This is a genomic window from Chryseobacterium soldanellicola (assembly GCF_900100115.1).
GTDB lineage: Bacteria > Bacteroidota > Bacteroidia > Flavobacteriales > Weeksellaceae > Chryseobacterium > Chryseobacterium soldanellicola.
On sequence record NZ_FNKL01000002.1, the window covers coordinates 529903 to 543989 of the forward strand.

Genomic DNA, 14087 nt, shown 5'->3' on the forward strand with positions numbered 1-14087 from the left:
TAGTGCTTACACGTATTTTTATGCTCCTTCTGATAAAACCTTAGGCATTTACAATATCATTATAGGGATTATTGTCTTAGGAATATTTTTCCATAAAGCGATACGCTCAAAGTTTATAAGTACAGAAAATTAAAATAAAAACTCCCGCCTTTGGCGGGAGTTATGACTATGGAGCAAGATTTTATATGCCGGATATCGGAAGATGGGGTGTGGTGGATCCGCTGGCAGAGAAAACAATGGAACCTTACGGATTCGCTTACAATAACCCAATTCGCTATGTTGATACCAATGGATTAAGCGGAACTGATTTTGTAGAAAGAAAAGACGGCTCGATTTATTGGGATAAAAACGCAAACTCTCAGGCTACGACAAAAGCAGGAGAAACTTATTTAGGAAAAAATTTATCATTCACGTTTAATAGCTACATTGGCAGTAATTATGATGGACCTTTAGGAAGCCTTCCGGAAGGAGATAAATTAACTACTACAATTAATCTTTCTGCAAGTGAAAACAGTAGCGGTGAATTGACAGGATTATCTGCTACAAAAAATACAGAAATGGGTAAAACTTTTGGAATATTTGAAGGAAGAGATTATTATCCTGGAGAAGGTGGAAGTAATAATTATTTTACAAAATCAGGAATGTCTGTAAATTATGAACAACACGCAAGTGTTCCCAATAGTTTTCCGGCCTATGAAGAAGCAGGCTTAAATGCAGCAGGATTCAAAATTGTAGATGTGGCACAAAAACTGAACATTAGTTTTGATAAAGGCAGTGGCAATTTATCTGTAAATGCATATACTAATATATTTCCTTCGGCAACTTTGAAGCTTAATAATACGGGAACAACATTGATGAATTATAAACAGCCATCATTTGTGGGGACTCATACCGCCCCTGTTACAGGATATTCTCCAGCAGCAAGAGGAGAAGGACGAACCGGAGGACAACCAATACGAGATTTTTCCTATTATCCATCAAAATTTTATAAAAGAAATTAATATGTTAAAACCCACATTTTTAAATATTTGCATTTTTTTATTTGTAAAATGTATAGTATTCTATTTTTTCTTAATGATAATAAATAATGATTTTACAATGTTAAAAGGCATTTTTCACATAAAAAATGGAAAAGATTTGTTTTATTATTTATGGATCGTTTTAGTATTTCCAATTCTTGATGTAGTATTCTTTTCACTTCCAATTTATTATTCATTGAAAGAGAAGAAAATATGGTTGAGTCTAATTTTTATTTGCTTTATCATCGAATATATTCTTTTTGTCTATAGTAAAAAAGATATACTAAATACTGATGCAATTGCTAATTTTATAATAAGTTTTATTGTATTACTGGTATTTTTCTATAAAGCGATACGCTCAAAATTTATAAGTACAGAAAATTAAAATAAAAACTCCCGCCTTTGGCGGGAGTTTATGACTATGGAGCAAGATTTTATATGCCGGATATCGGAAGATGGGGTATGGTAGATCCGCTGACAGAGAAAATGACTCGTCACAGTCCTTACAACTATGCTTTTGGCAATCCTATCATGTTTGTTGACCCGGATGGAAGAGAAGCGAAACATATTGGGTTTACAAGTACTGTGAGAGAAGATGGCACGACAGTAGTAACTATGACGGTAACAGGGAAGCTTATTAATGACTCTAGTAAAAATTATACATCTGAGCAAATGAGTTCTTATGTTGACAGAATGAGTAATTCATTAAAAGAAGTTTATGGAATTAAAGGTGATAAATTTGAAGTAAATGTAGTTACAAATATTTCTGTTGCATCTGCTGACAACTCTTTATCTAAAACAGACCATGCATTTAGGATTGTAGATAATGGAGATATTCCAAAAGAATCCGGAGGAACTGAACGAATGGGTACACTTGGTAAGGCATCATTTGGACAAAATATTGTTTATCTTGGAAATCAAATGTTAAATGGAACAGAGGCTAAAGAGGGACAGTACGCGGGAACAGGGAAAACTCAAAGTGGATTTGGTACGATGGAACGTACAATTAGTCATGAGTTGGGACACTCTGCAAATCAATTGCATCCTGCTGAAAAAAGTCCTATGCCTGGAAATATTATGAATCAAACAGCAAGTAAAGATGCGGGTAAAATTGTTACTCCAAATCAAATACAAGAAATGAAAAAAGCATATGATACAGGAAAGCTTAATCAAGGACAACAAATAATGAGATAAAATGAAAAAAATAATAAGTGTAATATTAATATTTTATAGTATTTGTACAGCTTTTGCGCAAAGTGTAGAAAATAATAAATTAAAAATATCATTTAATGATTTTTTTAAAAAGGATACTATTTCGTTAAAGATTAATAAAAATGAGATAATCAGCAATCTTGTGATAACCTCAAGAGAATCAATTGGTTTTGCTGATTTAGATGTAACTATATTGGACTGTAATAAAGTAAAGATTTATAATAAAGTTATAGTTTCTAATACATCTACAGTCTCTAATAAAGAACTAATTCTTAAGCGGAAGCTAAAATTTAAGAGTATTATTAATCTTTCTTTAACCTTAAATGGGAAAAAACAAGAATTTAAAATTGATCTAAAAAAAGGCAAATATATTGGTTTAAGCAAAGACGATGTTAAAGCCGAGTTTATTTTATCACAGTCTGAACATTCTTTTGAATATGATTAGTATAAAGATTAGTTAGGAAATAATAGGATAAGTTATTTAACAATGGTTCGGGCGCAGAAGTTCTTGAAGAAAACAATTATTATCCTTTTGGTTTAAAGCATGAAGGCTATAATGTTTTAGCCGGAAATCCAGCTTATAAATATCAATATAACGGCAAGGAACTGCAACAAGAATCCGGGATGTATGATTATGGTGCAAGATTTTATATGCCGGATATCGGAAGATGGGGTGTTGTGGACCCGCTGGCAGAGAAAATGACTCGTCACAGTCCTTACAACTATGCTTTTGGCAATCCTATCATGTTTGTTGATCCGGATGGAAGGGAAGCAAAGGACATTTTCAAATTGGATAACTCAGGAAATCTCACTAAGATGGCTGATTCTAAAACAGATGTTATATACTCTGAAAAGAACTTTGACAAGAATGGAAAGTTGAAAGCTAAAAATGATGGCGGTGTAGAAATTGGTCCAAAAGGATTTATAGAAAAAAACTCTAAAACTGCTGATATAACCGTGCTAAGTACCAACACTACTGAAAAGTATGATTACATCAATTTTGGAGCAAATGAAGGAACTGCTTTAAACTATTTTAAATATGTAGCAGATAACACCAATGTGGAGTTTAATGTTATAACAGAAAATAATACAACAATATCCGGCACTAATCATGCCCCTTCTTCGGTAACTCCGTTTGTTAATAGTATTGGTAATATTACATTATTTGGACATAATCATCCAGGAGAGAAAGCAAGTACAATTGAACCATCAGGATTTAATATAAGGATTTTAAATAGTCAAAAAAACATTATAGAATCAACACTTGGAAGATTTCAAGGTGACAGAAAAAATGCAGAGACTATGCCTGTAAAAGCCAATCGATTCATTTATGCTCCCCACTATTTAGATGGTCCAAAAACAATATTTTATAATGGTTCCACTGTAATTTCACCAATGAGAAACGGCTTTTCACCAAAATAATATTTGCTATGAAAAATAATTTTTTTTATGTGCTTTTTTTATTAATATTTATTCAATGTTCTAGTAATAAATTTAATAAAGACAATAATTTGTTAAAATTGGTTGATTTATTCACCCAAACTGAAGAAATAAATACTGATAAACAAGTCCTGTTAATCAGATTTAGTAAATTTTCTAATGAATCTAATTATTTAGTAGAATTAACAGCTTTTGATCCTCAAATGTATCTAGGTTTAAACAACACTGAAAAAGATTTAGGGACATATCAATACAAAAATTTAAATCTCTCTTTTACAGCTGAAGGGAATATAGATACAAAGTCTTTATTGGAAAAATTAAAGCAAGTTTCAACAACTGGATTTATTAATAAAAATGGGATTATTATGGATTATGATCCTGTAACTTGGAAGTTTTATGTAGATAAAAACTTCAATTATGTAGCTCCATTTCATAGTACAAGTGACCAAATAACGTGGGATAAAAAAGTCAGAAATTATTTAAAATCTAAATGATATGTTTGAGGAAATCTAGATGTAAAGATATTTTTAAGTTTAAAAAGCTTCTCAGCTAAAAATGACTTTAGAACAATAAAAATTAAGAAAAATTCATTCCTAAAAAAATCCTTTAAATTCAGAATATTGGATTAAACATTCCAGAACTCTCTGTCTAAGCTTCTATATTGGATGGCTTCAGCAACGTGTTGTGAAAGGATATTTTCAGACTCTTCAAGATCGGCGATCGTCCTTGAAACTTTTAAAATCCTGTCATATGCTCTTGCTGAAAGATTTAATTTTTCCATAGCTAATTTGATGAGGTTAAAAGAAGTATCATCAAGCTCACAGAATTTTTCCAGTTCGCGCGATCCCATTTGAGCGTTATAACTGATATTCAATTCATTATACCTTTCATTTTGTATCTCGCGGGCCGTTAAAACCCGCTTCCGGATATCTTCACTTTTTTCACCTTTTCTTTTCTCTGCAAGCTGTTCAAATTCAACCTTTTGCACCTCAACATGAATATCAATCCTGTCTAAAAGCGGGCCCGAAAGTTTATTCATATAACGCTGCATTTCAAAAACCGATGAGGTGTTATTCGGATCATCAGGGAAATAACCGCTAGGACTCGGGTTCATTGAAGCCACCAACATAAAGCTGGAAGGATAATTTACCGTAAAACGGGCTCTTGAAATCGTTACTTCACGGTCTTCCAGAGGCTGTCTCATCACTTCTAAAACGGTTCTTTTAAACTCCGGCATTTCATCTAAAAACAAAACTCCGTTGTGAGCAAGAGAAATTTCTCCCGGCTGTGGGTAACTTCCGCCACCAACCAAAGCGACATCTGTTGCTTTCTTGAATGAGGGGGCAAATTTTAATGTTTATGTTGTTCAATAATTCTTCGAAGCTCTTGTAGGTCACTGGGGTCTTCTAATCTATGAATCATTCTATGGCAATTAGCACATAATACCGTGAAATCTTTTCTGGCATCAAGCTCTATCTTCTCCCCAGTTAATGTGGAAATAGGATTTAAGTGGTGGGCTTCAATGTAATTTTTTCCAATTTCACCGTATCTTGATTCTAAATCTACATCACATGCTTTACAAATATATCCTTGAATTTCTTTTACTTTCTTTGATAATTTATAATTTCTCTCAATTCTTTTATGAAATCTGAATTTATTTAAATTTTCAAAGTCTTTGAATTCAAGCTCTTCTTGACCATCATCTGAGTTATTTAAAGGGATATTGTCATTAATATAAATTTGTTGATAAATTATTAAAATATTCTTGAGGTCCTTTTGTAACTCTTCATCGGAAGGCAGATTATCAGAAGAATAAAACTTAGAAACTATGTTTCCAGCCTGATATAAGCTTGGTAATCTATTATTCGTTTTCTCATTTCTCTTTAAAATTATTTTTTCTGCATTAAATCCAAAAAAGTCTTCTATTTGTGAAGCATAATCCTCTGCTTTAAATCTTAGAATTTGTTTTGTGTCACGTTTATATTTTTCCTGAATTTTAGTTACACCCTGATTCAAAGAAAGATAAACACCTGACATATCATCTCTGAATAAGAAGACTGGATAATAGCCAGTTTGAGGAGAATCAGTAACCAGTAAATCAAAAACTGCAACCCAAGGTACATTTGCCCAGTTACCTGCTCCATATGACCCTTTAACTAAATACCTGTCAGGTTCAGCAATAATATCAATTATTATGTTAGGCAAATCACTTTTTATCTTTCTTGTAACTTCATGGCCGTTATCACCATAAAATGGTATATAATTACTCAAAATTTCCAGTAAATTCTCTCTCATGTTTATTATTTAGTTAACAAAAAAACAAAAAATAAAATTAATTAACATCACATTTATAATGGAGCTCAAACTAAATCATCAGAAATCGTGTGGTGTGGCGATCTGAAAGGGCGAACTGTCATTAACGAAGTTTCAGTTCCCATTTTTCCTGCAACGGAATGTATTTTCGTGGTTTCCAAGGCTTCTTTCAAGGTTAAAGGCGGCAAAATACTCGGAACTCTTTTAGCCAGCATCGTTTTCCCGCTTCCGGGAGGCCCGATGAGAATAATGTTGTGACCGCCAGCTGCAGCGACTTCCATTGCTCTTTTTGCAGTTTCCTGGCCTTTAACTTCGGAAAAATCAAACGGAAAATCATTAATCTTTTCCTGAAATTCTTTCCTGGTATCTATAATTACTTTTTGCAGAGGTTTTCCTTCATTAAAAAAATCAATTACTTCTTTGATGTTTTCAACCCCATACACATCAAGATTATTAACAATTGCAGCTTCGCGCGTATTTTGTTTTGGTAAAATAATTCCTTTAAAACCTTCTTCACGAGCCTGGATTGCGATCGGGAGAACACCTTTGATCGGTTGCAGGCTACCATCCAGGGATAATTCGCCCATAATAATATATTCGTGAACATTTTCCGCTAAAATCTGATCCGATGCGGCTAAAATCCCAATTGCAATGCTTAAATCATAAGCTGCGCCTTCTTTTCTGAGATCCGCGGGAGCCATATTGATGGTTATTTTTTTCCCGGGAATTTTAAATCCTACATTTTTCAAGGCAGCAGAAATCCTGTAGCTGCTTTCCTTAATGGCATTATCGGGTAAGCCCACGAGGTGGTACCCTACTCCACCCGTGTCTATATTTACTTCAATGGTAATTGTCTGGGCTGCAACTCCGAAAATTGCGCTTCCATAAACTTTGATCAGCATGATTGTGTTTTGCCGTAAAAATAATTAATATTTTATTTACGAAATGCCGGAATTTAATTCATAATATTTTGCAATAATCCTTTCAAAATGCAATATTTTAATATTTAGAGTAAAATTCAAGACAACAAAAAATGGCGCAAAATAAATTTTGCGCCTCCATAACCATTACTGAAAAAACTAACTAAATCCTCAAGGACTTATGATCACATTATTTTTTAATAAATTTATTTTTATAGATTTTCCCGTCTGAGCTTTTGGATGCAATAACATAAGTTCCCGGAACTAAAGCACTTACATCAATAGCCTGATTGTATTTATGTTCTCTTTTTTGAAGAACAAGCCTTCCCGACATATCGATGATCGAAATTTCAGGGTAGCTTTTATCAGATTCTCTTCCGATATAAATGAATTGCGAAGTCGGGTTCGGATAAATGCTCAAATTATTTTCCTTCGGTTTTGTCTCGCCTGTCGCAAGATTACAGAAGCTCCAGTTTCCAAAATTCAATTTAATAAAGGCAAAATCCCCCAACATTTCACATTGATCCGGACAATATTCCGTACAAGCATAGAAACCGTATTGCCCAGACTGGCTCGCAACATAAGAGTCTCCGGTTGCCCCTGGAATGATGCAGGGTTCTGTAGGTGACGGCGGGTTGCTGCCTGGCACACAGCTAAACCACGTATGAGTTCCGTAAACCAATGGGAATCCGTCATTTAACTGTACCGTCGCTCCTTCACAAACATTGTATTCTCCATTCACTTCTTCGTAAGTTCCGGGTGTAAAGTCAGCCATCAGAAACGGAAGCCCGTAAACATATCCATCAGCAAGAATAGGTGCACTTTCAGCTTCACAACCACCCTGAGTAACAGCTACTTTAAAGTAATACAGCATATCATTTACCCCATCAATCGTTAAGCTCTGAGAAGTCGCTCCAGGAATGGCCACCCACGGATTATTATTGGGCGTCTGCCAATCCCATTGTTGCCTGTACCATTGGTATGTCGTGTAACTCTGTGTTGTGGAAAGAATTTCAGATTCGCTGTTACAAAAAACGACTTCATTAGCAAACATGGTTCCGAGTCTCGGGCTCGTAATTGTCGGTGTACATTGAGCTTTTAAATTGAAAAAGCCTAATAATAAAAATGTTAAAAAAATTAGTTTTAATTTCATATGTATATAATTTAAATAGTTGATTTGATGTTTATTATATTGTTTAATAATCAGAAATAGAAAAAATATTTCCTTAAGACCTATAAAAAATAAGCCTCGCTGTTTTCTGATATTTATATTAATTTATTTACTAATCGATCAATATTCTGACCCCGAATTTGACATTAAAATTGAATGGTTTATCCTTATAAATCGTGTTCAACGAGCTGTTATCCTTAAAATGATATCCTACGCCCGGTTCTGCATACACTCCAATTTTATCAACAACTTTAAATTGTACACCCAAAGCACTATTCACAGAGAATTGTACTGGCTTTTTATTTATATTTTCGGTTGTTTCTTCTTTTATTTCGTCGTTTACGATGTATTTTGTTTTAATATTTCCTGAAATTGCTTTTTCAGCCAATCCTCCAGCCGTCACGTATCCCGTAAACCGTTCTTTCTGAATAACATTATAATTGATCTGAACCGGAATTCCCACGTAATGAACTGTCTGGTCGTTTTTTATAAAATCAGAAGTGCTTCCGGATTGAAGCTCCGTTGACAGTTTGGTATAATTTATCCCCGTTCCGATTCCCCATTTTTTATTTTTCCCTAAATTCCTATAAACGGAAAGTCCGAAGGTGACAGGAATTTTATACCTGATTCGCGCATCAATTTCTTTGTCCTGATTCGCCAAAAGAATAGCCATCAAAGGATCGTCTTCATATCCTGCGATCCAGATTTCATCGCTGATGCTCATTGTAGCCCCATTTAAGGTGGCATATCCCGGGAATTGTGTTGCGGAATTTTGAGAAGCGCTTCCCGTCAGCATACTCAGCATCCAGGATTTTTTCGGAATATTTTTCGCTAATTTTTTCTTTTCGCTTATTATTTTTTCTTCTCTGGAAATAAGTCCGCCGATTTCTTTTAATTCATTAATTGATTCATTATTATTAATTGAATTTCCCTGATTTGCAGCTTCCTCTTCTTGTTTAAATAAGCTTGTATTGAATTGATTTTCAAATAAATTACTCTTTTCCAGATTTAAAATTTCCTCTAAATCTTTATGTATGATATTTGAAAAAACAGAATTTTCCGGAACAGAATTTTTTTCTGCAATATTTGGATTTAATTCGTGAACAATTTCAATATGTTTTTTACTCTTTTCTTTCGAAATAATAGTATCAATTTGATTGTCTGAGGAATTCCTACTCTCTTTTTTACTTGAATTTACTGCGGTTTGGGAAGCTTCCTTTTCGTGATACCGTTGCAATAATTCCCTTCCGCCAATGAAGAAAACAGCAATCGCAGCAGCAACGCCTCCAACTTTATACCATAAATTTTTGTACCCGGCTTTATTCTGAGCTTTCAGATCATTTCCAGGAACAATAATGGTGTTTTCCTCTTCTTTATTGAATAATTCATCCCTGATATCATCCCACAATCCGTCCGGAACATCTTCTGTATGATCTTCCATTTTATTGCGCACATTATTCAGCCACTGATTACTCATATTGCGCTGTTTTTGACATTTTATATTCTTTAATTTTCTGAACAAGCATAGCTTTAGCTCTATGAAATTGTGAGGCAGAAGAATTTTCTGCAATTCCTAAAATTTCCGCAATCTCCTTATGACTTTTATCCTCAAACACAAAAAGATTGAAAACTGTTCTATAACCTTCCGGAAGCGAGCGAATCATTTTCATAATCGCCGCCTGCGGAATTTCTTCCAGATTGGGCTCTTCTTCTTCCACAATATCGGGCAATTCAGAATCATTTATAATCAATTTAAAATCAGAGTTCTGCTTTATGTACTTCAATGATTCATTGACTACAATTCTGCTCATCCAGGCCCTCAGAGAACCATTTCCTCTGTATTCAAAAGCATCAATCGATCGAAACATTTTAATAAAGCTGTTTTGCAGCACATCATGCACATCTTCCCTTTCGATAATATACCGCGAGCAAACATAAGTAAGGTTCCCGGAGTAGGCTTCGAAAAGCTCCTTCCAGGCAGTTTCTTCCTTTGACAGAAGACGGTTGATCAAAATCTGCTCCTTACTTAATTCCATTTATCCTTACACTGAGGTGTTACTTAACATAATAACTGCAAAAATAGGTTGCCTTTTTTCAAAGCACAACCTATCATGACCAATAAATATTTTAATATTTTAAACAATACGGGAAATCATATTTAATTATTTCAAAAGGGGTTAAAATTATTCCGTCTACTGTTATTTTTTCTGCCACCAGACCAAATCTCAAAGACCAGTCCTGTCCCACAAATAAGCCTTTCTGTTTGGCGGCCAATGTTACTACAGTGGTTTTATTTGTGCCGTTTACAGGGATTTGCAGGGTTAAGGTTTTCGGCTCAAAACTCAATTCCACGACATTGTTATTTGTATTAATCTTTGAGGTATAATCGAGCTTATATTCTACTTTTCCGATCGCTGTTACTGCAGCTTCAACCTTTGCGGGATCCTGTACCACCGCTTTTACAATTTCTTTGATCGGGAATTCCTTAAATGTAATCACCGTATCTTTTGCTGTAAAGTCAATGATTTTTTCTGTTCCCGTATTTCCCTGCGACGTTACCAATTTTGCTCTGTAGCTCCCGTTTACATCCGTCAGCTTTACGGGAATCATCTCATAATCGTCATTACACGAGATCAGCGTAAATCCTGCAAACATCACCAAAACAGCTACAAAAGCTTTAAGTACCATTAATTTTTTCATTTTCTAAATTTGTTCATTAAACATTCATTATTTTGAGTACTCATTTATATAAATCCTCTTTTTGGAGAATCTTGCACCGAATTATCAAAAAATTTAAGAAAAATTCATAACTAATTGATTTTAAAACGAAAAAAATTCATTTAATTAAAAGCGTTTCCTGTTTTTTATTATTTTAATACATTTGTTAAAACATATTTGAAATGAATTTCGAACAGATCAATTTACACCTCAATGCTTATAAAGAGCATGATCAAATTATAGATGCGGCAGAATATTTAATTCGCTCATTTAATTTGGAGCATGAAAATTTTGCAGGTTTTGGATTCAGACAGGAATTATCGCCAAATTCAATGCTTTTAACGGCCGAAGGTGAATTGGGACATCCACAAATGGTCATGATCCCTAAAAATATATTTGATTTTGATCTGAATCTTGTCTTAAATATGGTCGCTCATGAAATGCTTCATGTAAGACAAAAAGCACCGGGAAATGTAATTGAAGATAAAAACGAAAGGGAATTTCAGGCATATTACGAGATGCTTTTTCATAAAGTTTTTCCACAAATTCCTGATGTTTCAAATTTTCACAGAAAATTTTTCGGAAATAAAGCTCTGGAATATTACAGAAGAATGGGCGAAGGCTCCGGATTACAACAAAAATATGCAGAACAGAAAGCAGAAGTAGAACAATTAATTAACTCATTATCATGACAATAAAACCCGAAATCACTTGGGCAGATTTTGAAAAATTAGATATCCGAACAGGAACGATTATTTCCGTAAATGATTTTGAAAAAGCCAGAAATCCTTCTTATCAATTAGAAATAGATTTTGGAGATTTAGGCATTAAAAAGTCTTCCGCACAGATCACTTCTCTTTATAAGAAAGAGGAATTAATAGGACAACAGATTTTAGCCGTGGTTAATTTTCCCAAAAAACAAATTGCCAATTTCTTTAGTGAATGCTTAGTTTTGGGAGTCTATGGCGAAAATAAAAAAGACATTACCCTTTTAACCACCTCATTGCCTGCAAAAAACGGAATGCAGGTCGGCTAAAATTTACCCGTTAAATTACACCTTATAAGGTTAAGATAATAAGAACAAAAGATAAATGATACAGCACATTCCAATAGAAAAAGTTTTATTCATTGATATTGAGACCGTTCCGGGTGTCGGAAACTGGCAAGAATTACCTGAACCCGATCAAAAGCTTTGGGATAAAAAAACAAGATTTCAACGGAAAGACGAGATTTCCGCCGAAGAGTTTTACCCCGAAAGAGCCGGAATTATGGCAGAATTCGGAAAAATAATATGCATCACCATCGGAATGATCGAGAAAAATGATACATTAAAGATCAAAAGTTTTGCAGATGACGATGAAAAGAAACTGCTATTGGAATTTGGTGAAATTTTTAACAGTCCGAGGCTTCGTGACGTGATTCTTTGCGCTCATAACGGGAAAGAATTCGACTTCCCATGGATTGCAAGACGATTTTTAATTAACGGAATGCAGCCGCCGACTCCATTTCAGATGTTTGGAAAAAAACCTTGGGAAATTCCGCATATTGACACAATGGAATTATGGAAATTCGGGGATTATAAAAGCTTCGTTTCCTTAGAATTACTGGCTCATGTTTTCGGAATTCCTACCCCGAAGGATGATATCGACGGCTCAATGGTTTCATCAATCTACTACATAGAAAAAGACTTGCAAAGAATAGTTGACTATTGTGAGAAAGATGTCTTAACTTTGGCGAATGTTTTCCGGCGGATGCGTCAGGAAGATTTATTGAAAAGGAATATCAATCTAGATTAAAAAATGAAATTTACAGACGATCAAATTGCCGATATAGGAGAAGAAATCATTGGAGTATTAAAAACCGTTTATGACCCCGAAATTCCGGTGGATATTTATGAATTGGGACTTATTTATGATGTTCAGATTTCAGAAGACGGCGATGTGAAGATTATTATGACCCTTACTACGCCAAACTGTCCGGTTGCAGAAACGCTTCCACAGGAAGTTAAAGACAAAGTTTTGGAAGTAGAAAATGTAAAAAGCGTAGATTTAGAGCTTACTTTTGAGCCTAGCTGGAACAAGGATATGATGAGTGAAGAAGCGAAGTTTGAATTGGGAATGCTTTAATTTCTCAATTAAAATAAATCAGGCTGTCATTTTTGGCAGTCTTTTATTTTGTTTATACCTGTCATCCTGAACATAAACTGGAAGTTTACGAACGAAGTTCAGGAATGTAGTGAAGAATCTAAATAGATTTCTCCTCCGTCGAAATGACAAAAAGAACGTCTATTCTTCTAAACCTCTCTTGCAATTTCTTTCCCTTCTCTTCTGCTCCACTCACTCCACGAGCCAATATACAAGGTAGGAATTTGAAAACCAGCATATTCCAACGCTAAAATTGTATGACACGCTGTAACTCCCGAACCGCAGTGAATGATTAAATTTTCAGGTTTGTCTTTCAGTAATTTTGAATATTTTTCTTGTAAAAATTCAGGTTTCAGGAAATTTCCGTTTTCGTCAAGATTTTCAGAAAAAGGAATATTGATCGCTCCGGGAATATGCCCTGCAACCAAATCGATAGGTTCAGATTCACCTTTGTAACGATACGCATCTCTTACATCAATTACCGTTGAAGAATGGTTTGTTAATTCATTTTCAACAACTTCCAAGCTTGAAGTCGGAAGAAGCCAGCTTTCTTTTTTAATCAAATCTGATTTTTCAAAAGTTTCTTCACCGGATGAAAATCCTAATTCTTCTTCTTCAGCAGCCTGAAAGCCGCCGTTCAAAACCTGTACATTATTTAATCCAAAAGATCTTAGCATCCACCAGGCTCTTGCGGCCGCATTTGAGCCATTTTTATCATCATAAACAACAACATGGGAGTTTTCTGAAATCCCAAGATTTGATAACGTTTGCGAAAACTTTCCAACACCCGGAAGCGGATGTCTGCCACCAAAAGCCGCGTTTTCTCCGACCTCCGCCAAATCTTTATCTAAATCAATGAACCGGGCTCCTTTGATGTGTTTGCTCAAATAGCTTTGATACACATCTTTTCCTACTCTTGCATCAAGGATGATGAGATTTTCGGCTGGGAAATTTTTTAATTCGGATGGAGAGATTATTGGTGTCATTTTATTGATTTTTGGTTAATTATTTTGGGCTAAAGCCTTTTGATTTTAAATATAGTAAAGCGGGCTAAAGCCCGCTCCTATTGATGTTCTTAATTTCATTTTAATTGTTGAGATCCTTCGACAAGCTCAGGATGACATCGCTAATATTAAATGAATATTTTATT

15 protein-coding genes and 3 pseudogenes are annotated in these 14087 nt (G+C 34.5%); 10 read left to right on the forward strand and 8 right to left on the reverse strand.

Going from position 1 to position 14087, the window contains the following annotated elements; translation table 11 throughout:
• Positions 1-185 precede the first annotated feature (185 nt).
• From BLT04_RS07190 to BLT04_RS07215, 6 genes and pseudogenes are all read left to right on the forward strand, one after another.
• Entirely contained in the window at positions 186-1001 is an 816-nt protein-coding gene (locus tag BLT04_RS07190; RefSeq protein WP_089755110.1) for an RHS repeat-associated core domain-containing protein, read from the forward strand.
• A 420-nt stretch (positions 1002-1421) separates the two neighbouring features.
• On the forward strand, positions 1422-2213 hold the full coding sequence (locus BLT04_RS19015; RefSeq protein ID WP_228421918.1) for an RHS repeat-associated core domain-containing protein: 792 nt from the start codon (positions 1422-1424) through the stop codon (positions 2211-2213).
• A 1-nt stretch (position 2214) separates the two neighbouring features.
• Entirely contained in the window at positions 2215-2676 is a 462-nt protein-coding gene (locus BLT04_RS19020; RefSeq protein ID WP_089755113.1) for a hypothetical protein, read from the forward strand.
• A 137-nt stretch (positions 2677-2813) separates the two neighbouring features.
• Positions 2814-2936: pseudogene (locus BLT04_RS19110) on the forward strand (RHS repeat-associated core domain-containing protein); the annotation flags it as partial.
• Between the two features lie 39 nt (positions 2937-2975).
• Positions 2976-3653 (forward strand): JAB-like toxin 1 domain-containing protein, encoded by a 678-nt coding sequence (locus BLT04_RS18885; RefSeq protein ID WP_394331113.1) that lies wholly within the window; start codon positions 2976-2978, stop codon positions 3651-3653.
• A gap of 8 nt (positions 3654-3661) precedes the next feature.
• Entirely contained in the window at positions 3662-4165 is a 504-nt protein-coding gene (locus tag BLT04_RS07215) for a hypothetical protein (RefSeq protein WP_089755115.1), read from the forward strand.
• 131 nt (positions 4166-4296) lie between these two features.
• Here BLT04_RS07215 and BLT04_RS07220 read toward each other — a convergent pair.
• The 7 genes and pseudogenes from BLT04_RS07220 to BLT04_RS07250 form a co-directional block, all read right to left on the reverse strand.
• Positions 4297-4998 (reverse strand): annotated as a pseudogene (locus tag BLT04_RS07220) (YifB family Mg chelatase-like AAA ATPase); the annotation flags it as partial.
• A gap of 23 nt (positions 4999-5021) precedes the next feature.
• Positions 5022-5966, reverse strand: a complete 945-nt coding sequence (locus tag BLT04_RS07225) for an MrcB family domain-containing protein (RefSeq protein WP_089755117.1) — start codon at positions 5964-5966, stop codon at positions 5022-5024.
• Between the two features lie 77 nt (positions 5967-6043).
• Positions 6044-6886, reverse strand: a pseudogene (locus BLT04_RS07230) (YifB family Mg chelatase-like AAA ATPase); the annotation flags it as partial.
• A gap of 208 nt (positions 6887-7094) precedes the next feature.
• Positions 7095-8057, reverse strand: a complete 963-nt coding sequence (locus BLT04_RS07235; RefSeq protein WP_089755119.1) for a T9SS type A sorting domain-containing protein — start codon at positions 8055-8057, stop codon at positions 7095-7097.
• A gap of 130 nt (positions 8058-8187) precedes the next feature.
• Positions 8188-9552, reverse strand: coding sequence for an outer membrane beta-barrel protein (locus tag BLT04_RS07240; protein ID WP_089755120.1), 1365 nt, complete (start codon positions 9550-9552; stop codon positions 8188-8190).
• Complete coding sequence (locus tag BLT04_RS07245; protein WP_089755121.1) at positions 9545-10111, reverse strand: RNA polymerase sigma factor; 567 nt, start codon at positions 10109-10111, stop codon at positions 9545-9547. Before BLT04_RS07245 ends, BLT04_RS07240 begins: the two co-directional genes overlap by 8 nt.
• Positions 10112-10202: 91 nt before the next feature.
• The gene (locus BLT04_RS07250; RefSeq protein ID WP_089755122.1) at positions 10203-10775 is read right to left on the reverse strand and encodes a DUF4840 domain-containing protein; all 573 of its coding nucleotides are present in this window, start codon (positions 10773-10775) and stop codon (positions 10203-10205) included.
• Positions 10776-10975: 200 nt separating this feature from the next.
• On the opposite strand from BLT04_RS07250, the gene BLT04_RS07255 reads away from it, so the two are divergent.
• Genes BLT04_RS07255 through BLT04_RS07270 form a run of 4 tightly spaced genes read left to right on the forward strand, consistent with a single transcriptional unit; the run spans position 10976 to position 12919 of the window.
• Positions 10976-11485 (forward strand): hypothetical protein, encoded by a 510-nt coding sequence (locus BLT04_RS07255; RefSeq protein WP_089755123.1) that lies wholly within the window; start codon positions 10976-10978, stop codon positions 11483-11485.
• A complete protein-coding gene (locus BLT04_RS07260; RefSeq protein WP_089755124.1) occupies positions 11482-11829 on the forward strand; it encodes a tRNA-binding protein in 348 nt (115 codons plus the stop codon). Before BLT04_RS07255 ends, BLT04_RS07260 begins: the two co-directional genes overlap by 4 nt.
• A 55-nt stretch (positions 11830-11884) precedes the next feature.
• A complete protein-coding gene (locus BLT04_RS07265) occupies positions 11885-12589 on the forward strand; it encodes a 3'-5' exonuclease (RefSeq protein ID WP_089755125.1) in 705 nt (234 codons plus the stop codon).
• A 3-nt stretch (positions 12590-12592) separates the two neighbouring features.
• A complete protein-coding gene (locus BLT04_RS07270) occupies positions 12593-12919 on the forward strand; it encodes an SUF system Fe-S cluster assembly protein (protein WP_089755126.1) in 327 nt (108 codons plus the stop codon).
• Between the two features lie 167 nt (positions 12920-13086).
• On the opposite strand, the gene BLT04_RS07275 is transcribed toward BLT04_RS07270, so the two are convergent.
• Positions 13087-13923, reverse strand: coding sequence for a sulfurtransferase (locus BLT04_RS07275; protein ID WP_089755127.1), 837 nt, complete (start codon positions 13921-13923; stop codon positions 13087-13089).
• Positions 13924-14087: the final 164 nt, after the last annotated feature.

Coding starts and splice junctions, on each gene's coding strand:
- BLT04_RS07190 (WP_089755110.1), top strand. CDS start 186: ATGCCGGATATCGGAAGATGGGGTGTGGTGGATCCGCTGGCAGAGAAA.
- BLT04_RS19020 (WP_089755113.1), top strand. CDS start 2,215: ATGAAAAAAATAATAAGTGTAATATTAATATTTTATAGTATTTGTACA.
- BLT04_RS18885 (WP_394331113.1), top strand. CDS start 2,976: ATGTTTGTTGATCCGGATGGAAGGGAAGCAAAGGACATTTTCAAATTG.
- BLT04_RS07215 (WP_089755115.1), top strand. CDS start 3,662: ATGAAAAATAATTTTTTTTATGTGCTTTTTTTATTAATATTTATTCAA.
- BLT04_RS07225 (WP_089755117.1), bottom strand. CDS start 5,966: ATGAGAGAGAATTTACTGGAAATTTTGAGTAATTATATACCATTTTAT.
- BLT04_RS07235 (WP_089755119.1), bottom strand. CDS start 8,057: ATGAAATTAAAACTAATTTTTTTAACATTTTTATTATTAGGCTTTTTC.
- BLT04_RS07240 (WP_089755120.1), bottom strand. CDS start 9,552: ATGAGTAATCAGTGGCTGAATAATGTGCGCAATAAAATGGAAGATCAT.
- BLT04_RS07245 (WP_089755121.1), bottom strand. CDS start 10,111: ATGGAATTAAGTAAGGAGCAGATTTTGATCAACCGTCTTCTGTCAAAG.
- BLT04_RS07250 (WP_089755122.1), bottom strand. CDS start 10,775: ATGAAAAAATTAATGGTACTTAAAGCTTTTGTAGCTGTTTTGGTGATG.
- BLT04_RS07255 (WP_089755123.1), top strand. CDS start 10,976: ATGAATTTCGAACAGATCAATTTACACCTCAATGCTTATAAAGAGCAT.
- BLT04_RS07260 (WP_089755124.1), top strand. CDS start 11,482: ATGACAATAAAACCCGAAATCACTTGGGCAGATTTTGAAAAATTAGAT.
- BLT04_RS07265 (WP_089755125.1), top strand. CDS start 11,885: ATGATACAGCACATTCCAATAGAAAAAGTTTTATTCATTGATATTGAG.
- BLT04_RS07270 (WP_089755126.1), top strand. CDS start 12,593: ATGAAATTTACAGACGATCAAATTGCCGATATAGGAGAAGAAATCATT.
- BLT04_RS07275 (WP_089755127.1), bottom strand. CDS start 13,923: ATGACACCAATAATCTCTCCATCCGAATTAAAAAATTTCCCAGCCGAA.